20 protein-coding genes and 2 pseudogenes are annotated in these 22,895 nt (G+C 38.3%); 5 read left to right on the top strand and 17 right to left on the bottom strand.

From position 1 onward, the window contains the following. The first annotated feature begins 167 nt into the window (after window positions 1–167). Together IGJ37_RS00520 and IGJ37_RS00515 are read left to right on the top strand one after the other, a co-directional pair. Window positions 168–503, top strand: coding sequence for an ArsR/SmtB family transcription factor (locus IGJ37_RS00520; protein WP_002359261.1), 336 nt, complete (start codon window positions 168–170; stop codon window positions 501–503). After that, window positions 500–1,180, top strand: a complete 681-nt coding sequence (locus IGJ37_RS00515; RefSeq protein WP_002356135.1) for a type 1 glutamine amidotransferase domain-containing protein — start codon at window positions 500–502, stop codon at window positions 1,178–1,180. The genes IGJ37_RS00520 and IGJ37_RS00515 overlap by 4 nt, the downstream gene beginning before the upstream one ends. 90 nt (window positions 1,181–1,270) lie before the next feature. Here IGJ37_RS00515 and IGJ37_RS00510 read toward each other — a convergent pair whose 3' ends face one another. The 6 genes from IGJ37_RS00510 to IGJ37_RS00485 all read right to left on the bottom strand — a co-directional run bounded on the left by IGJ37_RS00510 (window position 1,271) and on the right by IGJ37_RS00485 (window position 7,618). Then, the gene (locus IGJ37_RS00510; RefSeq protein ID WP_002356134.1) at window positions 1,271–2,722 is read right to left on the bottom strand and encodes a YfcC family protein; all 1,452 of its coding nucleotides are present in this window, start codon (window positions 2,720–2,722) and stop codon (window positions 1,271–1,273) included. 47 nt (window positions 2,723–2,769) lie between these two features. Beyond that, on the bottom strand, window positions 2,770–3,462 hold the full coding sequence (locus IGJ37_RS00505; protein ID WP_002356133.1) for a Crp/Fnr family transcriptional regulator: 693 nt from the start codon (window positions 3,460–3,462) through the stop codon (window positions 2,770–2,772). Between the two features lie 24 nt (window positions 3,463–3,486). Beyond that, window positions 3,487–4,419 (bottom strand): carbamate kinase, encoded by a 933-nt coding sequence (arcC, locus tag IGJ37_RS00500; RefSeq protein WP_002356132.1) that lies wholly within the window; start codon window positions 4,417–4,419, stop codon window positions 3,487–3,489. 105 nt (window positions 4,420–4,524) lie between these two features. After that, window positions 4,525–5,547 (bottom strand): ornithine carbamoyltransferase, encoded by a 1,023-nt coding sequence (argF, locus tag IGJ37_RS00495; protein ID WP_160747730.1) that lies wholly within the window; start codon window positions 5,545–5,547, stop codon window positions 4,525–4,527. A 25-nt stretch (window positions 5,548–5,572) separates the two neighbouring features. Beyond that, window positions 5,573–6,799, bottom strand: coding sequence for an arginine deiminase (gene arcA, locus IGJ37_RS00490; RefSeq protein ID WP_002356129.1), 1,227 nt, complete (start codon window positions 6,797–6,799; stop codon window positions 5,573–5,575). Window positions 6,800–7,105: 306 nt separating this feature from the next. Continuing rightward, window positions 7,106–7,618: an arginine repressor gene (locus tag IGJ37_RS00485; RefSeq protein WP_002387472.1), complete on the bottom strand. Its 513-nt coding sequence runs from the start codon at window positions 7,616–7,618 to the stop codon at window positions 7,106–7,108. A gap of 218 nt (window positions 7,619–7,836) precedes the next feature. Here IGJ37_RS00485 and IGJ37_RS00480 point away from each other — a divergent pair, with 218 nt between their 5' ends. Together IGJ37_RS00480 and IGJ37_RS00475 are read left to right on the top strand one after the other, a co-directional pair. Next, entirely contained in the window at window positions 7,837–8,316 is a 480-nt protein-coding gene (locus IGJ37_RS00480) for an arginine repressor (protein ID WP_002356125.1), read from the top strand. Between the two features lie 130 nt (window positions 8,317–8,446). After that, on the top strand, window positions 8,447–9,397 hold the full coding sequence (locus IGJ37_RS00475; protein ID WP_002373779.1) for an alpha/beta hydrolase: 951 nt from the start codon (window positions 8,447–8,449) through the stop codon (window positions 9,395–9,397). Window positions 9,398–9,433: 36 nt separating this feature from the next. Here IGJ37_RS00475 and serS read toward each other — a convergent pair whose 3' ends face one another. The 4 genes from serS to IGJ37_RS00455 are packed head-to-tail and all read right to left on the bottom strand — an operon-like array spanning window position 9,434 to window position 13,428. After that, window positions 9,434–10,705, bottom strand: a complete 1,272-nt coding sequence (gene serS, locus IGJ37_RS00470) for a serine--tRNA ligase (RefSeq protein ID WP_002356123.1) — start codon at window positions 10,703–10,705, stop codon at window positions 9,434–9,436. Between the two features lie 26 nt (window positions 10,706–10,731). Next, a complete protein-coding gene (sdaAA, locus tag IGJ37_RS00465; protein WP_002356122.1) occupies window positions 10,732–11,625 on the bottom strand; it encodes an L-serine ammonia-lyase, iron-sulfur-dependent, subunit alpha in 894 nt (297 codons plus the stop codon). A gap of 14 nt (window positions 11,626–11,639) precedes the next feature. Then, window positions 11,640–12,335, bottom strand: coding sequence for an L-serine ammonia-lyase, iron-sulfur-dependent subunit beta (gene sdaAB, locus IGJ37_RS00460; protein ID WP_002387470.1), 696 nt, complete (start codon window positions 12,333–12,335; stop codon window positions 11,640–11,642). After that, the gene (locus IGJ37_RS00455; protein ID WP_002383466.1) at window positions 12,322–13,428 is read right to left on the bottom strand and encodes a PTS sugar transporter subunit IIC; all 1,107 of its coding nucleotides are present in this window, start codon (window positions 13,426–13,428) and stop codon (window positions 12,322–12,324) included. The genes sdaAB and IGJ37_RS00455 overlap by 14 nt, the downstream gene beginning before the upstream one ends. 316 nt (window positions 13,429–13,744) lie before the next feature. Between IGJ37_RS00455 and IGJ37_RS00450 the strand changes: the two genes are divergently transcribed. Then, a complete protein-coding gene (locus IGJ37_RS00450; protein WP_002383467.1) occupies window positions 13,745–14,365 on the top strand; it encodes a helix-turn-helix transcriptional regulator in 621 nt (206 codons plus the stop codon). Between the two features lie 58 nt (window positions 14,366–14,423). Here the strand turns inward: IGJ37_RS00450 and IGJ37_RS00445 are convergent, their stop codons facing one another. The 7 genes and pseudogenes from IGJ37_RS00445 to IGJ37_RS00415 all read right to left on the bottom strand — a co-directional run bounded on the left by IGJ37_RS00445 (window position 14,424) and on the right by IGJ37_RS00415 (window position 22,750). Then, on the bottom strand, window positions 14,424–15,209 hold the full coding sequence (locus IGJ37_RS00445) for a lipoprotein (protein WP_002356118.1): 786 nt from the start codon (window positions 15,207–15,209) through the stop codon (window positions 14,424–14,426). A gap of 155 nt (window positions 15,210–15,364) precedes the next feature. Further along, the gene (locus tag IGJ37_RS00440; protein WP_010707950.1) at window positions 15,365–16,126 is read right to left on the bottom strand and encodes a formate/nitrite transporter family protein; all 762 of its coding nucleotides are present in this window, start codon (window positions 16,124–16,126) and stop codon (window positions 15,365–15,367) included. 176 nt (window positions 16,127–16,302) lie between these two features. Further along, window positions 16,303–16,947 (bottom strand): annotated as a pseudogene (locus IGJ37_RS00435) (LPXTG cell wall anchor domain-containing protein); the annotation flags it as partial. 51 nt (window positions 16,948–16,998) lie between these two features. Next, window positions 16,999–19,668, bottom strand: a pseudogene (locus tag IGJ37_RS00430) (glycosyl hydrolase family 28-related protein); the annotation flags it as partial. Continuing rightward, window positions 19,665–19,904, bottom strand: coding sequence for a hypothetical protein (locus IGJ37_RS00425; protein ID WP_002356115.1), 240 nt, complete (start codon window positions 19,902–19,904; stop codon window positions 19,665–19,667). The gene IGJ37_RS00425 and the pseudogene IGJ37_RS00430, both read right to left, overlap by 4 nt. Before the next feature lie 344 nt (window positions 19,905–20,248). Further along, window positions 20,249–21,754, bottom strand: a complete 1,506-nt coding sequence (locus tag IGJ37_RS00420; RefSeq protein WP_002359252.1) for a helix-turn-helix domain-containing protein — start codon at window positions 21,752–21,754, stop codon at window positions 20,249–20,251. A gap of 81 nt (window positions 21,755–21,835) precedes the next feature. After that, a complete protein-coding gene (locus IGJ37_RS00415) occupies window positions 21,836–22,750 on the bottom strand; it encodes a diacylglycerol/lipid kinase family protein (protein WP_002403939.1) in 915 nt (304 codons plus the stop codon). Window positions 22,751–22,895: the final 145 nt, after the last annotated feature.

Here is a 22,895-nt window from a genome sequence, read left to right as displayed (position 1 = left end):
CTCTTTCTATCCCTTTTATTGGTTTAAAAGTTTAAACCTTTAATCAATTAGTATCTTAACGAAAAATGGGATCCACGTCAAGTTTCAGCCCTCAGCGTATTTTATTGACAAAAAACACGAAAAATGGTTTAATCGTTTAAAAATACGAACCAAAGAGGCGGAAGAATATGAAAGAATTAGAAGGAATTCAAACAGAATTTACTGCGCTTAGTGATTTTTTAATCGCATTGGGTGATGAAAAACGCCAAGCAATTATTATTGCACTGTTAGAAGACCAGGCCTGTGTTGGCCGTCGTGTCACTGAGTTAACAGAGGCGACACAACTCTCACGTCCCGCTGTTTCTCACCACTTAAAAATTTTGAAACAAGCCAAATTAATTGATTGTCGCAGTGAAGGAACTAAAAATTATTACTCACTTTCTCACGATACCACCAAAATTGAGCAACTCCAACAACTATTGACCCACATTACGTCGATTATGCCAGGGAGGAAGCAAGCATGAAAAAAATTCTCGTGGTCCTCACAAACGTTTCCCGTTATCACGGCACCGAAGAACCAACGGGCCTCTGGCTAGGTGAAGCCACGGAGTTCGTGGAAGAAGTAACCAAAGCAGGATTTTCAGTTGACTATGTTAGTCCCCAAGGAGGCTATGTCCCTTTGGATCCCCGGAGTATGAAATATGTAGATTCATCCATTATGGCGGTTTATGAAAGTGCCGATTTTCAAGAACGAGCGCTAGCGCATTCCCTCTCTCTTGAAGAAATTGATCCAGATGAATACGCAGCGATTTACTTTACAGGAGGCCATGGCGTTATGTGGGACTTTCCTGATAATCCTCAGTTGCAAGCAATCACTCGTAGCCTTTACGAACAGGGCAAATACCTAACTTCTGTTTGTCACGGAATTGCTGGTCTTTTAAATGTCAAAGATGCGTCAGGAAATTATTTGATTGCAGATAAAACCATTACTGGCTTCACAACTGCAGAAGAAATTTTAGCCATGAAAAAAGCAGTTGTTCCTTTCTTAAACGAAACAATTGCCAAAGAACATGGTGCTACTTTTGCGAAAAAGCGTCCCTATAAAGAATTTGCGTATCAAGATGGCCGTATAATCACTGGGCAAAATCCTTTTTCTGTCCGCGCTGTCGCAAAATTGTTAATTCAACAACTATCAAAATGAAACAACAGCGACTACTTTTAGGTAGTCGCTGTTGTTTCATTGCTTCTTCTTTTTTCCGAAAGCCGAAGCCCTAACATAAAAAATTTTTGATTAGCTAAAGAGTAACATCGCGCCAATTAAGATAATTAGGTTAATTAAGCCTAAGACAATCATTGGTTTGGCCATGAATTTTGTCCAAGTGGCATATTGAACTTTGGAAATTTCCAAACCACCCATTACAACACCAGATGTTGGCGTGATCAAATTAATCAAGCCACAACCTGAAGCAAAAATCATAACCATCACTTCTGGACTTAAACCAATGTTTTTAGCTAACGCACCCATTACAGGAATAGAAACGTACGCTAAACCAGAAGTTGAAGGAATTAGGAAAGATAAACCTAAGTATAAAACAAAGGCACCGATGACAAATAAGACTGGGGAGAGTCCTTGTAATAAGCCTGCCGCTTTATCAAGGATAAATGAATCTAAATACGTTTTAGACATCAAAACAGATGCCCCGCGAGCAACTACGATAATTAAAACAACGGATAACATATCTTTGGCACCGTCGATAAATGCTTCAATGGTTTCTTTTTCAGTAAAGCGACCAATCAAGGCAGCAATGATCCCTAAAAGGAAGAACCACATCGCTAAGTCGCCAAAGTACCAGTCACCGAAACTGTTGCCTGTTAAAACAGACGTCCAGCCTTTGAAAATCGTCACTCCAAAGTCGTTCCATGGAATTAAGGAAACAATCATAATGACAAAACAGAAAGCGAATACCATTAAGATTTTTTTATGACGATTCGTAAATGGCATTTCTTTCGACGCTGCTTGTCCATACGTTTTTTCCATATCCTCTTGTTCTTGTAAAGATAAAATTGTTGAACCTTTGTCAGCCTTCACTTTTTTCGCATAACGCATCACAATGAAAATAGAATAGCTAGTAGAGGCCGCCCACAAAATAGCACCGACAATTAAAATAATTCCTGTATTCGGCTGAATGCCAATACCTCGCAACGCATCCATCGCTACCCCTGTGGAGAAAGGGTTAACCGTTGAACCGATAACACCTGATCCTGCACCCAATAGTACAGTACCCACTGCGACAAACGTATCAAAACCAGCGGCGACCATGGTGGCACTCAATAAACCATAAAAAGGAATTGTTTCTTCTGCCATTCCATAAGTCGAACCACCAATAGAAAATAAAATCATTAAAATCGGAATGATTTTCAATTCGTTCCCTTTTAACTTTTTAACGACTGATTGAATCCCTGCTTCAAGAGCCCCAGTTTGTGTCACAATATTTAAAAAGCCACCGAGTACTAAAATAAAAATATTAATTTCAATGGCATCTTTAAACCCATTGAATGGAGCCATGATAATATCCGATAATTTGGCCCCTACCACGTGGTCAACCATTTTGCCATCAATTTCTCTTGGGGTAAATGGCTGGCCATTTAGCAAGACCGTTACGATACCTAAAACAATTAAAATAATAAATAAAATACTAAAAGACGAAAGCTGTTTTTTGTTTTTCTTCTTTTTTTCTGCCATATCCTTTTATACAGGAACCTACTTTCCTGTATCTCCCTTCTCTATGATTAATTACTCAATCGATCAATAAAGAATGGCGTATCTAGAAAAGTTAAGAATTTATGACTGTAGCTAATACGGTTCATTTGGACTAATTTTTTCATAACACTGCTTGCTGTTTCCCGCGTAGTTCCACTCATCCGTGCAATGTCATTAATGGTAATTGGACAAGTAATTGCAACGCGTTCCCTGTTGTCAATTCGTTCTCCTAAATCATTTAATAACATCGCCAGTGATGTCACAATCCGTTCACATGCATCATTGGTTGTTCCTTTTTGGATTTTGATCATGCTTTCTTTTAAAAGGACCGATTGTTCTTGAATCCAATGAATCAATTGCTGGGGATTATTTTGGAGAAAACGCTCAAACAGTTTAACTGGCACAAACACAACCTCAATATCCGTATAGGCAATCGCGGAGTCGTAATGAACCTCATCTTGAAACAGTCCGATTCTCGGAAAAAGAGCCTGCTTTTTCATAAAATGCAGATAGGAAAAATTACCACTGCGATCATTTTTTTCAATTTTAATGACACCTGAAACCAGTAAAATCAAATGATTTCTCGGATCACCTGGATAAAAAAGGACTTGGCCTTTTTTATAGGAGCGAACGAAACTCTCGTTGCGCAATTCTGTTAGTTCTGATTCAGAAAAGTATTGAAAATCTTGATTATTTTTAGTGATTATTTTCTCTATCATCATCTTAATTCTCCTAAATACTATACTTTATTTTGTCACAACCGTTCCTACGATTTCATCGCCGCTCATACTTCCTAAGTTTTCCAAAGAAGTGATAATTGCTTGTTTATTGGGTTGGCTTTCTACAAACTGAATGGCGGCTTCAATTTTCGGTAACATACTACCTGGTGCAAAATGACCCGCTTGTTTGTATTCTTCCAACTCTGCTACAGTGACATTGGTTAATTGTTTTTCATCTGGTTTGCCATAATTAATGCACACATAATCCACGCCAGTTAAAATAACTAGTGCATCCGCATCTACTAATTCTGCTAGTTTTTCAGAAGCAAAATCTTTATCGATTACTGCTTCGACACCTTTTAATTCTTGTCCTACGACAGGGATGCCGCCACCACCACATGAAATGGTAATTATATCATTTTTTATTAAGGTATTAATAGTCTCAGCCTCGTGGATGTCAATTGGCTTAGGACTTGGAACGACTTTGCGCCAGCCACGTCCTGCATCTTCTTTAAAAATAGCACCTGCTTGCATTGCTTCTTTGGCTTCAGCTTCTGTTAAAAATGGACCGATCGGTTTTGTTGGATTTTTGAATGCCTCATCTGCTGGATCTACGACCACCTGTGTTAAAACAGTAGCCACTTGTTTCTTGATTCCTGCTTTGTTTAATTCTTGATTAAGCGCATTGGACAACCAGTAGCCGATACTTCCTTGTGTCATAGCAACACACGTATCTAGCGGCATCGCTGGATTTTTTTCAGAATCAGCTGCTTGTTGTTGCAATAATAGATTACCGACTTGTGGACCATTGCCATGTGAAACAATCAACCGATGCCCTTGTTTAATTAAATGAACTAAATAGGCAGATGTTTGAACTAATGCTTGCTGTTGTGCGTGTGCGCTAGCATCATTTGAAAGGATGGCATTTCCGCCTAGTGCAACGACCATTTTTTTCCCCATTACAAATCCTTCTTTCCTATCATAATAAAGAATAGGCCGCCCTTCAAAAGAATCTCTTAAAGGGCGAAACAACTATTCTTTTTTCAATGTTTTTTCAGTTGCTTCCTACACACGAGGAATGAATAAGTTGCCTAAAGTAGCTGCCATGATCGCTTTAATAGAATGCATTCTGTTTTCTGCTTCTTCAAATTGACGACCATATTTACTGCGGAAGACTTCATCCGTGATTTCCATTTCAGTAATGCCGAATTTTTCAGCAACCATTTCTCCGTATTGTGTTTTCGTATCATGAAAGGCTGGCAAACAGTGTAATACGATTAAATCGCCATCCATGTTTTCGGTTTTTTCTAACATAGCCATATTAATTTGATAAGGTTTCAACAGATTGACACGTTCTTCAAATTTATCTTCTTCACCCATGGACACCCAAACGTCTGTATATAACACGTTGGCTCCTTTAACACCTTTAGCAACGTCGTCTGTAATCATTAATTCTGCACCAGATTCTTTCGCAAATTCTTTTGCATAATTAACGACTTCATCAGAAGGGAACAATTCTTTTGGTGCACAAATGCGAACATTTACGCCTAAAATAGCACCTGTCACTAACAAGCTGTTTGCCATGTTGTTACGGCCATCGCCGACATATACTAAAGTGATTCCTTCTAAACGGCCAAAGTTTTCTTTCACTGTCATAAAGTCCGCAATCATTTGTGTTGGATGCCATTGATCCGTTAAACCATTCCAAACAGGAACACCAGAATATTTCGCTAAATCTTCCACTACTTCTTGACTAAACCCACGGAACTCAATCCCGTCAAACATACTACCTAAAACAATCGCTGTATCTTCAACAGATTCTTTTTTACCTAATTGAATATCGTTGGCGCCTAAATACTCAGGATGTGCCCCTAAATCAATCGCTGCTGTAGTAAATGCAGAGCGTGTCCGTGTCGAAGTTTTTTCAAATAAAAGAGCGATATTTTTTCCTTCTAAATAGTGATGTGGAATCCCTTTTTTCTTCAATTCTTTTAAGTGAATACTGAAGTCTACCAAATACTCTAATTCTGCTCTTGTAAAATCTTTTTCTGCTAATAAACTACGTCCTTGAAATACTGAATTCATGATGATTCCTCCTATTTTTGGGTGTTTTTTAAAGATCTTCACGGTAAAGTGGCATACTCATACAACGAGGGCCACCACGGCCACGTACTAGTTCACTTCCTGGAATGTAATTCAATTTCACGCCTGCTTCTTCTAGCGCTTTATTCGTAATCGTATTCCGATCGTAAACAACAACTTCCCCAGGGGCAATTGCTAATGTATTTGAACCGTCGTTCCATTGTTCACGGGCTGCTGCTGTTAAATTTCCAGCGCCGCAACGGATTAATTGAACATTGTCTAAATGCAAGTATTTGCATAAAATGTTATCTAATGTATCTTTTTCTTTTGTAATTTGGATGTCTCCATCTGCTTTTTCAGTGATCGAGTAAACAACCAAGCCGCCTTCGATTTCTGGATGAATCGTAAATTTATCATAGTCAATCATGGTAAAAACGGTATCTAAATGCATGAATTTACGATGTTCACCGATATCAAAAGCCAAGATATTTTTGAACCCTAATTTTTGTTCAAAAATATTTCTCGCAATTTTTTCAATTGACGCGGCATCCGTTCTTTGAGAAATCCCAATGGCCACCACTTCTTTTGAAAGAATTAATTCATCGCCACCTTCAATTCTGGTTGATTCTGAACGATCATAGACTCTAGGAACCTCTTTTCCAGCAAAACGAGGATGATAATCAAAAATGTATTGCCCAAAAATGGTTTCCCGTTGTCGAGTTACTGAATACATATGATTTAAAGAAATCCCGTGCCCCATTGTCGCAAAGTTATCACGCGTGAAGTATAAGTTAGGCATTGGATCAATAATGAATGGATAATCCGCTTCAACCATATCTGTTAAAAATTCTTGCTCATATTTAGGTAATTCTTGTTTTTGAATGCCAGCAATCGCTTTTTGAATCAGTTCTTCGTTGTCGTCAATTTCTAACATTAACTCTCTAACTTTTTCTTTTGCTGATTCACTGCGAATATTGGCTTCTTCTAAGAATTGGTCAATAAATTGTCGGCGGACCTCTTCATTAATCAACGCTTCAGCAGCTAAGTCCTCTAAATAGACCACTTCGATATCTTTTGATCGTAACAACTCTGCAAATGCATCATGTTCTGCTTGTGCTTTTTCTAAAAACGGAATATCATCAAACAACAGTCTCTCCAGATAATCTGGCATTAAATTTTCTAATTCCTTACCTGGACGATGTAACATCACTGTTTTCAATTTCCCGATTTCAGAAAATACATTAATTGGATGACTCATGTGAAATAACCTCCTCAACTTAATTACAAACACAGAATAACAGACCTGATTAACCTAGGACGTGAGCCATTTGCCAAACAAAATACTAAATATGCAACGGTATTCTTTCTTATGTATATTTCAAGCCTAAAAGAATGCGCTTTCATAGATATTCTAAAAAAATAATGCATAATTAAATAAAAAAAAATGCATTTATTCAAAAAAAAATATTTCTCCATGCATTTCATAAAGTTATAATCTTATAGAGGTAAAAGTAAGGAAAAGTAAGGGAGCCAGAAGTCAAAACGACTTCTGGCTCCCTTACTTTTATGCGTTACTTTTTGACAAAGGTGTTGGCTGAATAAATTGTTGAAAATACTGCTCTAGTTCTTGTGCTTTTTCCTCGGATGATGAAACAATAATAACAGTGTCGAAGCCAGCGACAGAACATTTCTTTTCACACAAAGACACTTCATCAAGTACAGCTGAAAACAATGTTGCGTTGTCTGGTAATGTATGAACCACTAGTAAAAAGGCGACACGTTCAACTTTGGTCACTACCTCACGAATTGCTTGTATCAACTGTTCTTTTTTTCGTTCTTCTAAAGAAGTGAATTGTTCAAAAATCGTTAACCGCATCTCGCCAGACTCATCCAATGCTTTGACGACTTTTAATTCCCATAAATCCCGTGAAATCGTTGCTTGTGCGACATTTATCTCGCGCTTTTTTAATTCTCTTAACAACTCATTTTGACTATGAATTACAGTTGTTTGAATGATTTCTTTAATCAAACTTTGGCGTGTTTGCTTATTCACAAATAACACCCTTCCTCCAGACATTTACAAAGCAATACTAGCAGAATCTCTCTTATTAGAATAGAAAAAGGGTCGTTTAGCTAAAAGGTTCTCATTGATTTTGTCGGATATTTCGCATTTAAAAAAGTGAGACTTGCACAATTTAGTAAAACGTTGTACAGTGATTTTAGGGAATTACTGGCACCGTTTTAAATAACAGCAATGATGTTTTTTTGCATGATTAACTGAACTGGAGGAAAGTAATGAACCGATTAAAACGCCAAACGATGATTAAGCGATTGGTCACAGAAAATGAAATCCATACACAAAGTGAATTACTAGCATTATTGGAAAAAGAAAATATTCACACCACACAAGCAACTATTTCTCGTGACATTCGTGAGCTGAATTTAAACAAAGTAGACAATGGTCAAGGAGAAGCCTATTATCGTATCTTGAATAATTCTGCCCTTCGTCCAAAATATAAAACAGATGAAGAACGTCTTGTTGACATTATTATTGAAACTGGTGTTTCTTTAACACAAATAGAGTTCACAAATCTTTTAACCGTCTTACCTGGCAACGGGCAAGCCATTGGGGTTTTAATTGATCGCATACGTATCCACAACCCTCATATCTTGGGCTGCATCGCTGGGGATGATACCATCTTAATTCTTTCAAAAAATAAAGAAGATGCCCTTGAAGTTAACAACTATTTCCAGCAGTATTTGTACCACCCATAATTCATCACTTAGTAAAATCGACTATTTTTTGACATCATTGCTATTTTTATTAAAGATAAATAAAAAAAGGCGTCTCAGTGAAAGCTGAGGCGTTTTCTCATGAGTTTTTCTTTTGAACACCGTCTTTTTTTTGTATAATAATCAAAAAGCAAAGAAAGGGTTTCTTATGACTGAACAATTCATACTCACTTCAAACGATCAACAAACTCAGCTCAATGTACGTCATTGGCCCTGCCCTTCACCCAAAGCCGTAGTTCAATTGATTCACGGCATGGCAGAGCATATCCAACGTTATGATGAATTTGCTCGTTTTTTAAATCAATTAGGGTTTGCCGTAATTGGTCATGATCATCTAGGTCATGGCGAATCTGTACAACCAAGCGCACCGATCTATGGTTTTTTTGGAGAACAAGGGCCTGAAAATGTCGTTACAGATATTCATCAAGTGAAACAATGGGCTGTGAATCGCTATCCACAATTGCCCTATTTTATGATGGGTCACAGCATGGGGTCTTTCGCCTTGCGCAACTATCTGCAAGACTATCCTGTGACTGTGCAAGGAGTCATTTTCATGGGCACTGGAACAAGTCCGTTACCTTTAACCGCAGCATTGCCTTTTATTAAAAAAATGGCCGAGAAACAGCCGAAAAAACCAGCTCCGTTCATTGATAAGCTGGCATTTGGTTCTTTTAGTAAAAAATTTCCTGAAGCAAGTTCCTTTAATTGGCTTTCTAAAAATCAAGCCAATGTGGCTGACTATGAAAATGACCCATTAATGGGCTTCGTATTTACCAATAATGGTTTTGCTACCCTTTTTTCACTTGTTAAACGAGCCAATCAAAAGAATTGGTACCAAGCGATCCCAAAAGAATTGCCTATTTTGATCATTAGTGGCGCTGAAGACCCAGTTGGTGATTTCAGCAAGGGGCCAGCGAAAATTCAAAAGCAATTAAAGCATGCAGGTTTTCAGCACGTGACGTTACGACTATTTCCCACATTGCGTCATGAAATTTTATTAGAAACGGAAAAAGCAACAGTTTTTCAAGAAATTGGGCATTGGTTAACGGATTTAACGAATTAAAAAAGAAGGTTGATGTTGTGACATCAACCTTCTTTTTTAATCTATTTTCGTTAAACCGCCCATATAAGGACGTAGAACTTCTGGAATCGTTACGGTGCCATCTTCATTTTGATAATTTTCCAAAATGGCAGCCACTGTTCGACCAACAGCAAGTCCTGACCCATTAAGAGTGTGGGCATATTGAACATGACCCGTTTTATCACGATAACGAATCAACGCCCGACGTGCTTGGAAGTCTTCACAGTTTGAACAAGAACTAATTTCTCGATACGTTTTCTGTGCCGGAATCCAAACTTCTAAATCATAGGTTTTCGCTGCCGAGAAGCCCATGTCACCTGTCGAAAGAGTAATCACTCGATAAGGGAGGCCCAATTTTTCTAAAATGTCTCCAGCATTGTTGGTCATTTTTTCTAATTCTTCATAAGAGTGTTCTGCATCACTAAATTTAACCATTTCTACTTTATGGAACTGGTGTAAACGAATTAATCCTCGGGTATCACGGCCTGCGCTACCCGCTTCCGAACGAAAAGAAGGACTTAAAGCAGTGAAATAAATCGGTAACTCTTGCGCATCTAAAATTTCATTATTATAGTAGTTAGTTAATGGGACTTCCGCTGTGGGGATCAGCGTCAAATCACTTTCTGCAACTTGGAAGACATCTTCTTTGAACTTAGGAAACTGACCGGTGCCAAACATTGCTTTGCTATTGACCAAATAAGGAGGAATCACCTCGGTATAACCATGTTCATTAACATGTTGATCTAACATAAAATTATAGACCGCTCGTTCTAAACGAGCCCCTAAGCCTTTGTAATAAAGAAAACGGCTACCAGATACTTTCGCGCCTCTTTCAAAATCTAAAATTCCTAAGGCTTCACCGATTTCCCAATGTGGTTTCGGTTCAAATGAAAAAGTTTTCGGCGTACTCCACCGCCGAACTTCTACGTTGGCGGCTTCGTCTGCGCCAACAGGCACGCTCTCATGAGGTAAGTTAGGCAGACGTTCTGCAATGGCTGTGCATTGTTCTTGCAAATGAACAACTTCTTGGTCTAAAACTTTAATTTGCTCGCTAACTTCTTGCATATTTAGCAACTGTTGTGAAGCATCTTTTTGTGCACGCTTTAATTGTGCAATTTCTCCTGATACCTGATTACGGTGTTTTTTCAGTTCTTCAACTTTAACAAGTAACGCTCTCCGTTCTTCATCTAAAGCCAAAAAGCGTAATAAAACTTCCTCGTCCACACCACGTGTTTTTAACTTTTTCTGTACCACTTCTACATTTTGGCGAATTTTTTTCATATCCAGCATCTTATTTCCCTCTTCATGATTAAATTTTAAACAATGGTGAATTTTACTTTTTCAAAAATCTCATTCTTCATTCGTTGGCCAGTCGCTGTGCCAGCTAAGCCACCTAAACCCGTTTCTCTCAATTCTCGTGGTAATTGACGGCCGACTTTATTCATGGCTTCCACCACTTCATCTGCTGGTATTTTATTTACAATTCCAGCTAAAGCCATATCTGCAGCGATTAACGCATTGCCTGCACCTACTGTATTTCGTTTAACACAAGGAATTTCGACTAACCCAGCCACTGGGTCACAAACTAAACCTAATAAATTCCCTAAAGCCATAGCAAAAGCTTCAGAAGATTGGCGTGGTGTTCCGCCAGCCGCTTCAACAGCTGCAGCGGCGGCCATCGCTGAAGCACTGCCTACTTCGGCTTGACATCCACCAACAGCACCAGCAATCATCGCATTGTTGGCTGTGACCATTCCAAATAAAGAACTGGTAAACAAGAAACGAATTTGTTGATCACGCGTTAAATTCAAGGTATTTTTAATCGCTGTTAAAACCCCTGGTAAGGTGCCACTTGCACCAGCGGTTGGCGTTGCGCAAACAACGCCCATTGCTGCATTGACTTCATTAGTACCTAGTGCGGCTTGAACTGCAGACATCATTAAATCACCTGATAACGTTTTGCCAGCTGCGCGGTATTTTTTTAAACGAGCCGCATCACCGCCCGTTAACCCAGTAGGAGAAAAAACGCCTGCTCCTTCTTGCGAGCGTTTGACAGCAGCATCCATGACATCCAAATTTTGACCCATCTGTGTCCAAATTTCTTCATAGCTTTTTTGGCTACGTTCCATTTCTTGCTCAATCATTAAATCAGAGATTTTTTTTCCTGTTTTTTCAGCTTTATCGATAAATTCTTCAATCGAAAGATACATATGTCAAACTCCTATCATAATAAGATTATTTTCGATGTGTCATCTAGTGAAAACAGTTGTTCTTTCACCGAGGAAATTGGTGCCGAATCTAAGTCAAAGATGAATAAAATTTGATTCCCTTCCACATAACGAGACACCGCATTCACTTGAATATTATTTTTTTGTAACGTATCTTTAAAAGCTTGCATCGCCTGCTCTTCTTGATTAATGACTAACAAAATAGGTAAAGGACCATGTAGTTGGACATTGAAACCGTCTAATTCAATGTATTTCACCTCGATAGTGCCGCCACCTACAGAAATTCCTGTTAAATGAATTTCGTGCGTTGCATCACTGAGTGTCACACATGCTGTATTAGCATGCTTCACTGGACTTTCTTCACTCATTTCTAAAAATTGAATCTCGATTCCTTGTTCTTCCGCAAGTTCAATGGATTGTGTTACGTTGGCATCATCTGCTGCTAGTCCAAGAATTCCGCCAATAATTGCAAAATCAGTTCCATGTCCTTTATGCGTGTCTGCAAAAGATTCATAGTATTTAATCACAATTTTTTCTGGCGTTCCGCCGAATAACTTTCTTGCCGCTAAGCCAATCGCTAAGGCCCCAGCTGTATGCGAACTAGAAGGACCAATCATAATAGGACCGATAATGTCAAAACAACTTTTGTAGTTCATTACTTTGTTCACTTTTTTAGGTTTATTGATGGCCATAGCTGTGTTCATACGTAACTCCTCCTTTGGTTTTTACTGCTTCTTTTTCTTTTTCACTGGTTACTTCCGTCGTTCCTTCAAATTCTGGTGTATTATCCACCGCTTCAATTCTGTAACGTTTAAAGACCAGCGCACCTAAAAATCCAAACATCAGACTGACCACTGTGATAATCGCTACTGCTAGTAAAGTCGTTTGAATGGCATTGTTACCTAATGTCACAAGTAAACCAGCCCACGGCGTTGCCATTCCTGTCACAGGTACTTTTAAGCCAAAGAAAGTCACTACAATACCACTAACCATTCCTGAAAATAAATTCGTTGCGTAAATAGGAATTGGATTGGAGCTGATGATATCGACTTGTGTTAATGGCTCAATTGCCACAGCTAACGGGGTTGAAGCTGTGCCTAGTTTTAACTTTTTAAATAGCGCCGCATTGACAATGGAACTGCCGTAACAAGTCAACGCACCGACAGCCATTGGTACACCAGTCAAACCAATCAAGGCAGTTAAAACCATTGAACTTAACGGTGTCATACCAACAATCGGGATAATAGCACCTAAAATTGCGCCCATCACATATGGATTGCCATCTACTGCACTTAAAATCGTGCCCCCAATAACTTCTAGGACACCTAATACAACGGGTTGAATAAAACCAGCAACTAACGAAGCAGCGACTGGAATGACTAAAATAACGACTAATAAGTCAATCCCTTCTGGAATACGTTTTTGCATCTGCTCAACAACAAAAGATAAAAGATATGCGGTAATAAAGGCTGGTAACAAGCTGACTTTAATCAATGACAGACCTAAAATAATTGAAAAAACTGGACTAATCCCGAAAGCGAGCGGCACAAGAGCTCCAGCTGCTAAACCACCTAGACTACCCATAGTTTCACCAATTTGCGACACATAATCTAAATGAAAAACGCCGCCTACTGCATACCGCAAAAATGCCTCTGGTAGAAAGGTGGCACAAGCTGCACCAGACAAAGCACTTAAAGATTTTTTCCCTCGCGGTGCTTTAAAAGAGAATAGGGACATGCCACATAAAACTAAGACTAACATCAAGATTCCTGATAACGTTTTCATTTCTTTGCCTCCAACTATATTTTTTTATAACGGATGGTACTCCTGAATAAAATTTTTATTGCTCAACAAGTGAAAGAATGAGCGAGCATTCCGATGAACTAAAGTACAATGAGTAACAAAAATTTCATTCCACATTCAGAGTATACGACTAAACAAAAGTTTAGTCAATGTATTTTTTTAACGTAAAGAATCTTATTGCTTTTCCATTAAAAAAGTATTACACTAAAATTAATTTCAGTGTAGGGGAGGATATCACTTGGAGTCATATTTACGTTTAAGTGAAGTAGATAAACAAATCTTACATTCACATGCCTTAATGCTTGATGGATTAGGGAACTTCTTTGGTAGTACCCATGAAGTCATTCTTCATAGTTTAGAAAATTTGGAAAGTTCGGCTATCAAAGTCATCAATGGCCATTTCAGTAACCGCAAGGAAGGTGCCCCCATTACTGATATGGCGTTAAAAATGTTAAGTCAAGTAGAGTCGGAACATGATTACGCTGTGAAACCCTACTACAATAAAAATCAAAAAGGGGTTATTTTAAAATCTTCCACCATTCCAGTTATCGGTGAAAATGATCGTATTATTGGATTGATCTGTATCAATATGCATTTAGAAATGCCATTAATTGATTACTTGCAAGACTTATTACCTTCAGGACAACAAAATGATATGTCCCAAGAGCTTAAAAATTCTGAACATTTTTCTGACAATATTGACGAATTAATCACTACTTCACTGACAAAAGTAAAACAAGCAGTAGAAAGCGATCCAAATGTATCACATTTGAATCAAAATAAAGAAATTGTTATTCGTTTATATGATCAAGGAATTTTTAATCTCAAAGATTCTGTCATAAAGATTGCCGATCGATTAGGTATTTCAAAAAATACCATCTATTTACATATCCGCAATCATAAAAAAGAAGAAGCTTAAACCATCAAAGCCACCAACGCTAACTAGCGTTGGTGGCTTTGATCACTTCTCTTCTATTTTAATTTGGTAAATCAAACAAGTAAGGTGTCCCTATTTCTCCATTTAACGTAACATCTAAGCGATTTTTTGTGCCGGGAACTAAATTACTGGCTGTGAAATTCCCTTGGGCATCCGCAGTAAAACTTGCTAAAATCACCCGCGCATCATCTGCACGTGACACTAAAATAGTTGCATTCGGTGCTGTTTTACCAGAAATTGTCCCTTGTTTCGGATCAATCGTAATATTGCTAAAAGAAAGCGCTGCTTCTTGTCCTGAACTTGGAATATCAATTTGGACAGGTGCACTATTCCGTTGATCAACGGTTGCGATTAATTGAGTAGTCGCTCCCGCTCTGGGACTAATTACTGTAAAATTGCCATTGGCATCCGCATAAAAAACACCTGCTTGTGCAGAAGCATCACCGACTACCGTTGCTGTAATGGTTGCATTAGGTAATGTAGTACCATTAATTTCATTTCTTTCAGGATTGAAAACAACATTGGTAATTGTAATGTTTGTATCAGGTGCTTGGTTTTGAGGGACTTCATTCGTTTCATCAGTTCCTGCAGAAGGCTGCGTGGCATTTTCTGACGGATTTTCCCCTGTCACATTAGAATTTTGACCCGTGACAGACGAATGACTACTTTTCATTTCTTGTTGGCTAGAGGATTTCTGCGTGGCTTTCTTTGTTTCTTGCTTTGGCTTAGAATCATTTGTGCTTGCTGTTTTTTTGTTTCCACATCCTGCTAGACTTAAAGACAATACACTGAACGTTAACATACTGAACAAAGCAATTTTTTTCATTTTTCGTTACCTCCAGAAATCTTTTTGTAACATTAATGTAACATTGTTTTAAAAATCTAGCAATAATTTTTCAACCGTTTTCCTTTTTGTTTAAAAAGAAAAAACCTGCACAAAGGTATTTAGCCTTTGTGCAGGTTTTTATCTGCTAAATGGATTTAATGTTTGCGATAGCTTAAATAGTAAAAGCCAGAAACAAAAATAGCGCCACCAATGATATTACCTAAATAAACAAAAACAAAATTACGGAAAAAATCCCCCCACTGAACGCCGCCTTCGAAAATTGCGGCTGGAATGATGAATGCATTCGCCACACTATGCTGAAAGCCAATTGCAACAAAAATCATTACTGGAAACCAGATGCCTAATAGTTTCCCCGCTGCATCTTTCGCACCATAACAAAGCCATAAGGCCAGACCTACGAACCAGTTACAGCCAATACCTGAAATAATTGCTTGAAGCCAAGTTGCTGCAACTTTATGTTCTGCAAGAGAAAGAACCTGATTTAAATAGGCGCCGCTACTGGTTAAACCTAAATAATGGCCAAAAAAATAGGCAACAAATAGGGCGCCAACCATATTTGCCAATGTAATTGTGACCCAGTTCACGAGTAATTCTCTGAAAGAGACCTTTTTAGCAAACCAAGCCGTACTCACCGCCATCATATTTCCTGTGATTAACTCACCGCCAGCCATTAAAATAACAATTAGACCAATCGGGAAAACCGCAGCTCCCACTAAAGCTTGAACACTGGCTAAATCTGCTGGAATAGAGGCGGAAACACGCACATAAGCCAAATAGCCGAGGGAAATCATGGCACCGCCGATAAATCCTAAAATGAGTTTTGCTACCAAAGGCTTTTGAATTTTTTTCTGACCATTTTCAATACTAATACTTAAAATTTCATCTGGTGTATACAAACATTTCACTTCCTTTGTTTTTTGTCCTCCTTTACTTTACCCTTATATCACAGAAATTCAAGTACTTTTGTGTATTTTTTCACTAAAAACTGTAGTTCTTTTAATTTTATATGAAAACATCCTGAAACAAGTCCTATTTCTTGTTTCAGGATGCTTACTTATCCGTTTTTAAAGAGTTATCTTTTCACTTTAAAACAATAGGTTGCTATGGCTAACGATAAAAAGCTTAGGCCTAGGAAGCTCACAACTGCTGAAGATTGTTCCCCTGTTTTGGGGAATTTTTTCTTGGCAATTTTGGTCGTATTATCCGCTTTTTTGACTGTTCCTGACGATTCTTGATTTGTCTGTATCTGTTTAGTTGCTTGGTTTTCTGCTACTGATTCCTTTGTTTGACTAGCCTTGGCAGAGGGCTTTGAATTACTTTGAGCGTCATTAGGATCTTGATTAGACTCTACCGCGTAAATGACAGAATTCTGGCCTTTGTTTTGACTGCTTTCGTTTACAGTGCTTGGGGTGCTACTCTCACTTGTACTGTTGGTTGCGCTGGTCGTACTTGAAGCACTACTTTCGCTGGTACTACTGGTTTCGCTGGTTGTGCTTGGCGTGTTGCTTTCACTCGTACTACTGCTCTCACTTGTCGTGCTTGGCGTGCTGCTTTCACTCGTACTACTGCTCTCACTTGTCGTGCTTGGCGTGCTGCTTTCGCTGGTACTACTGCTTTCACTTGTCGTACTTGAAGCACTACTTTCGCTGGTACTACTTGTTTTACTGGTTGTACTTGGTGTGTTGCTTTCATTTGTATTGCTTGTTTCACTTGTCGTACTTGAGGTACTACTTTCGCTGGTACTACTGGTTTCGCTGGTTGTGCTTGGCGTGTTGCTTTCACTGGTACTACTGCTCTCACTTGTCGTGCTTGGCGTGCTGCTTTCGCTGGTATTACTGGTTTCACTTGTCGTGCTTGAGGTGCTGCTTTCGCTGGTACTACTGCTCTCACTTGTCGTGCTTGGCGTGCTGCTTTCGCTGGTACTACTGCTTTCACTTGTCGTGCTTGAGGTACTACTTTCGCTGGTATTACTGGTTTCGCTAGTTGTACTTGGTGTGTTGCTTTCATTTGTATTGCTTGTTTCACTTGTCGTGCTTGAGGTGCTGCTTTCGCTTGTATTACTGGTTTTACTGGTTGTACTTGGTGTATTGCTTTCATTTGTATTGCTTGTTTCACTTGTTGTACTTGAGGTGCTGCTTTCGCTTGTATTACTGGTTTCACTGGTTGTGCTTGAGGTGCTGCTTTCGCTTGTGTTACTAGTTGTCTCTGTTGATTTTTCAACTAACAGAAGTAACGCCGTTTTTATGGTTTGTGTTAATTGATTAATACGCTTTTGTGCATCTGCAGGCGTTTTAAAGCCACCAAGTATTGGCTCTAATAATTCTTCATCTGACCAAGCAAGCAGTTGTTGTAACTGCTTAGAGCTTCCTTCGCCAGTTGTTGTATCTATTAAGGCTTCTTGCATGGCTTGCCAAGAGTCTGTGGTATATACAGATTCGTCTAATTTATGGACGCTTGCCAGTTCATTTTCTGCTTCTGTACGCTCTAGCGTGATATCGGCTTTTTTGACTAATACTTTCATTGCAGATTGCAAATTACTTGTTAACTGATCCACTTGCTCTTGGGTTTTGTCCTGACTCTCCTGACCTTCTGCTAACAATTGTGTCGCCTGCTGATAATAGGAAGGAACAATTGTTTTAGGCCCAATGGCAGTGAATAGCTGCCAAGAGTAAACTGTATATTGGTTTGCTTCACCAATCGAAGCATAAACGGTTTGTAGCTGGGACAAATCAAGCTTTTTTGCAGGGGCCTCTACCGTCACCGGTACGTTCACTGTTACCAATGACCCTGTTTCATAAGTTAATTGAACAGTCACTTTTTGTTGGCCGATTTCATTTAAGACCTCTGGATTGACGATTTTAGCGGCTGGGACTGCTTCATCCGCGTCATTTGTATTAGCAACCAGTTGCTGCGGATCGATTGATTGTCCTTGCACAATCGTTGTAGCCACAGGGGTTGCTAAAGTATTTCTAACCGGAATTGGCGTATTTTTATATTGCTCATAAAGTGTTGGTGAAATTAACGATTCCCATGTTGCTGGCATTAAGCGATAGTCCGCCTCTGTCCAATTTTCTACCAATAATTGGCCGTTTTTAAGGCCATCATCTCGAGTATTGTCTTTCACAAAACTCGTTTCTGGTCGGAAACCACCGCCACTAGCGATTAACAATTCCCGACGTCGGTTTTGTGGAATATTGTGGTAGTTAACAAACTGATTGTTGATAAATACGCCATTGAACACATTGTTATTTCCTGTATGTCGATTGTATTCCATTCCAATTGCATATTGATTGTTCCAATACTTCCAATCAAAAATGTTATTAGCCACTAACCAGTTAGAGAGTTCTGAGATAGCACCCTCTGCTTGCGTTTCTGCCAAACCAATCTCTGGTGTTCCATACATAATGAGACCTGTATTTCGCAAATAATTATTCATAATCGTAATATTACGGCCTGATTTAAACTTAAATCCGCCAGCTGGACCATTTTGTAGTCCACGTAAGTGATTCCCCACCACCGTGATATTTTGGGCACCACGGAAATAAATCGCATGATCGCCACCTAAGCCGTTTAAGTTTTCATTGTCATAGGGTGAATAGAAAAAATTATGTTGGACAGTTACATCCTTCAACATATTAAAAGAATTAACCCCGGTGGATAGATAATTTTGTTCATTAGGTACTGAAATAGCACCTGCTTCAATGGCTGTTTGTAAACGTGTAATAGTTGCTGCTAAGTCTGAACGACTGGTGCTTTTAATCGCATCTAATTCCGTCACTTTTAACCCAAATAAATTGTCCACGATGTCTACATCTGACATATACTGGAAGCGACTTGGTGTTGAATAACCACCAATGTAAATCGCTCGGTTAAAATCAATCCCTGGCTGCATATGTGCTGTGTCTCGCATGAAAATATTACCTGAAATTTTAACGCCAATATCTGCATTTAAATTGACCACGAATCCTTTTAATGGATTATAAAAGATATTGTTTGCTAGCGTTAATTGATTCGTCAATTTTAAGGTCACATTGATGCCGTCAAAAGCAATATTTTGAAGTCGTACATTGGTTTTCGTCCCGTACGTTGTGTCTGTTAGCTGAATCGGTGCACCTGTAGCATTATGTAAAATAGTGGCTCCTGTTGTATCGCCAATTAATTGATAATTTGAAGAAATCGCAATATCTTTTGACAGAGCATAACTTCCCTGTGGTAAAAATAATGCCCGTCCTTCCTTTGCTGTCTGACTCAGTAATGTCTGTAACTTCTCTGTTTGATCCTCTGTGCTATTAGGTACCATCGCTTGCGCACCAAAAATTGTTGCATCTGTTGCATCAACTGGTTCAGCCGCTTCAGTCACCATTGGTAGACCCACCACCGTCAATAAACCAAATAGAAGAATAAGTATTGTTTTCTTCATGTGTTTTCCTCTTTTCATTCCGTTACTTCCAACGGCTTATTTTGTAAAAGTTGATACAGCGTAATAACACGACTGTCTTCGTATGCATAAATTTTTTTAAATTTTGGATTCATATGTAAGATACTTGTTACCTTTAACAAGTTTTGATTTGTGACTTCTAATTCTAAGGCCTCAACCAATTCCTTTAATCGAACACCGGCACTATTTTCTTCACAACTTAAGATTTCTTCAATTTGTTCCATCCGTTTTTTCATTCTATCCCGCCTTCCTTCCCTTGCTCTTTCTATTATATAGAAAAATTCTTGTGAGAACCCTCAATATTTTTTAACTGACTGTTAAAAAAAGTAGTAGTTCCTTTACTATCAATAGCTAATCATCTATTATTTACGATAAAAAAAGCAAAAAAAGTACCTTTTTGACATAATTTTCAGAAGAATTGACGCAGTATTTATTAAAAAACAACGAGAAAACGTCAATAAGTAGGTGTTGATTACCTACTTATTGACGTTTTCTTCTTGTCTTTTTTTACTTTTTAGAAAAATTTTTTTACAATTTATCGGACATATACCTCAAAAAAGCCCATTTTTTTGATTTTTTATTAAAGTGACGTGGTTCTTTTCTCGTTAATTTTTACTATTTTTTGGTTCAAACGATTATATTGCTCAAACGTTAACTCACTTGAAAGTAAAAAGATCTCTGGATGGCCCGTTTCTACATCTGCCAAAGAAGTCACTAATAGTAAATCAATATTTTGCCATTCTTCTTTGCTTGCTTCACTGTATCGTAAGACTTCCAATGCATAAAACCGACGAAAATTATTTTCAATCGAAAGTTTCACCCGTTCTTCTTCCAGTACTGGCAAGCCTGATTTTAACCCTAAAACAATTTTTTGTTCACGATGAATTAAATCATTAGAAAGCGCCAAAACACTAGAATAACGCAAAGCCAAAAATTCTTTATTTGTAAATAATTCATTGCCTGTTTGTTCGTAAAGTTGATTTAAGCCTTGGCTTAATTCTTCTAAAAGAACTGGATATTTTTCTTTAACTTTATTCCAAAAGACATTGTACATTTTCACATTTTGGACATAGTAAAGTTCGGCAAATAAATGTGTAGCAAACAAATAATAAAAAATTTGCGGACGAATTTTCTCCAATTGCGGCGTCATGTGTATTTCTTCTAATAAGAAATGTTGGACTAAATGAGTCAACATATAAACAGGCGCTTCAGACTCATCAAAATGCGCTAAAATTGCTTGTGCAGTGGCTTCGTCTTGATAAAATTGGTCATTGGCTAACAAGAAAAAGTACACAAAAGTTAAATCGTTTTTGTTAAGGAAAAGGGTTGTAGCTGTCATTTCTTCTATAAAGGCTTGGTAATGTTTATTACCTTCTAAATAAGTTTCTTGCTCGGCTGAAGGTCGATATTCGGCGCCTTGCGCACTACGGACTTTTGAGATAGCGACCATATATTTAACTCGGCGTATCACCGTTTCCGCAACTTCTACGTTGAAAAAAGCCATCATTTTTTGGACAGTTTGTGCGACTTCCGTTTCTTGTATATAGTCAAAAGGCCAAGTATCACGGATTAAGTCCATAAAAATAGTGTAAGCAAAATGGCGCAAATACGCTTCATTGCCTTCAATTTTCCAGGTGCTTTTATTAATCACTAACCCCAATGGCGCTAAAATTTCTGTAAACCCTTTAAGCAAGCGCCGAATCGTGGCATCACTGGTATGATACTTTGCTGTCGCTGGCACAATTCCATTAAATCGACCCCAGAATAAATCTTCCATTACTTGATAAGTTAAACTATCCCGAAAAATTGCTGTATAAAGTTTCTGGAATGCTTGACTGGACGCCAAGTTCAAGCGATAGCCATGCCCCTTTTCAAAAGCCAAAGAAGCATCATTATCCACAGCATAATACGTAATGTCATCTTTTAGAAGTTCTACGTATTTTTTGACTGATTTTTTGTTTAATTGTAATTCTTCTGCTAACTCATTGATGTCAATCCAGCCTTCATTAATTGGCAAGTTTCTTAAAATAATAATTTTAGAAACGACATCTGTATCGAATATATCAACATATTCATCCCATTTCACTGTTCACTCAACTGCCTCTCTTCTGTTCTATTGTACACAAAATGAGAAATCTATTCCACGAAAAAATAACAGTTGTTTCTTTTATTCTTTCGTAGATGTGGACGTTTCAGGAACAAACACGTTGAGTCCCCCAGCTTCCACCGTTACTTTAATCGGTAAATCATCGGTAGGGTCGCCATCTGTTCGTGTTTGGACTTTCTTGTCTTTTTCGCCACTAATTTTAAATTGACTCCCAGAGAAATACACGACACCAGGAATTTCATTTAATTGTCCTCTGATAATTTTAGGTAAATAATAGACAAACTTGTAAAAAACTAACTTAGGTAAAATGATAATGTGGACTTCGCCGTCATCTGGCGTGGCATTGGCATCGAAATTGGTAAAGCCGCCAGCAGAATTCGTCATGGTCATCGTTAATAATTGGGCTTTGCCATGCCAACGTCTTTCATCGCCATCAATTTTTAGTTTGTATTTTTTCTTTTTCATTAATAAGCGGAAAAATTGCTTTGTAAAGGCTAAAGGACCATATTTTTGTTTCTCCTGTTGGGTCACATTTGCTGCTGTGTCCGCCAATAGTCCAATCGTTAAGGTCGAAATCATCACATCTTGATTTACCATCCCAAAATCAACTGGCGTGGTCTGTCCTGCCAAAATGGTCTCAAAGGCGTCTTCTTCTTTCAAAGGAATACTTAACACACGCGCAAAATTATTGACTGTTCCACCTGGAATAATCCCTATTTGATAGTCACGAATGGTGTCTTTAAAATTTTGAACGGCATGATGAATGGTCCCGTCACCACCAATGACGACCAAGACACCCACTTGATTTTCTTTGGCATTTTTCCGCATTTCTTCAGGATCAATGTCTGGATTGGAAGGTTGCAAAATAACCGCTTCCCCTTTCGCTTCTGCAGCTTTTTTAAAGCGTTCTGCAATCTCTTTACTTTCACTACTTCCTGAAGTTTCGTTGTATAAAACCATCATCTTTTCCATCATTCTATCCTCATATCTCTAACTAAATTTCTTGCACATGTAAAGTGTACAATATTTTAGCCAAAATACCTAAAGATAGCATCGAAAAACAAAGGCTGAGGCACAAGCGGTTTGCTCCAAGAACTCAGTAAGTTCTGTTCAAAGGCTA

Source organism: Enterococcus sp. AZ104, from assembly GCF_050546705.1.
GTDB lineage: Bacteria > Bacillota > Bacilli > Lactobacillales > Enterococcaceae > Enterococcus > Enterococcus faecalis.
This window is presented reverse-complemented; position numbering and strand designations above follow the sequence as displayed.

Excerpts from the sequence above, each read along its gene's own strand:
- arcA (WP_002356129.1), bottom strand. The coding sequence starts at position 6,799 with ATGAGTCATCCAATTAATGTATTTTCTGAAATCGGGAAATTGAAAACA.
- IGJ37_RS00515 (WP_002356135.1), top strand. The coding sequence starts at position 500 with ATGAAAAAAATTCTCGTGGTCCTCACAAACGTTTCCCGTTATCACGGC.
- IGJ37_RS00415 (WP_002403939.1), bottom strand. The coding sequence starts at position 22,750 with ATGATGGAAAAGATGATGGTTTTATACAACGAAACTTCAGGAAGTAGT.
- IGJ37_RS00520 (WP_002359261.1), top strand. The coding sequence starts at position 168 with ATGAAAGAATTAGAAGGAATTCAAACAGAATTTACTGCGCTTAGTGAT.
- IGJ37_RS00450 (WP_002383467.1), top strand. The coding sequence starts at position 13,745 with ATGCTTGATGGATTAGGGAACTTCTTTGGTAGTACCCATGAAGTCATT.
- serS (WP_002356123.1), bottom strand. The coding sequence starts at position 10,705 with ATGCTGGATATGAAAAAAATTCGCCAAAATGTAGAAGTGGTACAGAAA.
- arcC (WP_002356132.1), bottom strand. The coding sequence starts at position 4,419 with ATGGGGAAAAAAATGGTCGTTGCACTAGGCGGAAATGCCATCCTTTCA.
- sdaAA (WP_002356122.1), bottom strand. The coding sequence starts at position 11,625 with ATGTATCTTTCGATTGAAGAATTTATCGATAAAGCTGAAAAAACAGGA.
- IGJ37_RS00510 (WP_002356134.1), bottom strand. The coding sequence starts at position 2,722 with ATGGCAGAAAAAAAGAAGAAAAACAAAAAACAGCTTTCGTCTTTTAGT.
- sdaAB (WP_002387470.1), bottom strand. The coding sequence starts at position 12,335 with ATGGCCATCAATAAACCTAAAAAAGTGAACAAAGTAATGAACTACAAA.
- IGJ37_RS00425 (WP_002356115.1), bottom strand. The coding sequence starts at position 19,904 with ATGAAAAAACGGATGGAACAAATTGAAGAAATCTTAAGTTGTGAAGAA.
- IGJ37_RS00445 (WP_002356118.1), bottom strand. The coding sequence starts at position 15,209 with ATGAAAAAAATTGCTTTGTTCAGTATGTTAACGTTCAGTGTATTGTCT.
- IGJ37_RS00485 (WP_002387472.1), bottom strand. The coding sequence starts at position 7,618 with ATGTCTGGAGGAAGGGTGTTATTTGTGAATAAGCAAACACGCCAAAGT.
- IGJ37_RS00480 (WP_002356125.1), top strand. The coding sequence starts at position 7,837 with ATGAACCGATTAAAACGCCAAACGATGATTAAGCGATTGGTCACAGAA.
- IGJ37_RS00505 (WP_002356133.1), bottom strand. The coding sequence starts at position 3,462 with ATGATGATAGAGAAAATAATCACTAAAAATAATCAAGATTTTCAATAC.
- IGJ37_RS00455 (WP_002383466.1), bottom strand. The coding sequence starts at position 13,428 with ATGAAAACGTTATCAGGAATCTTGATGTTAGTCTTAGTTTTATGTGGC.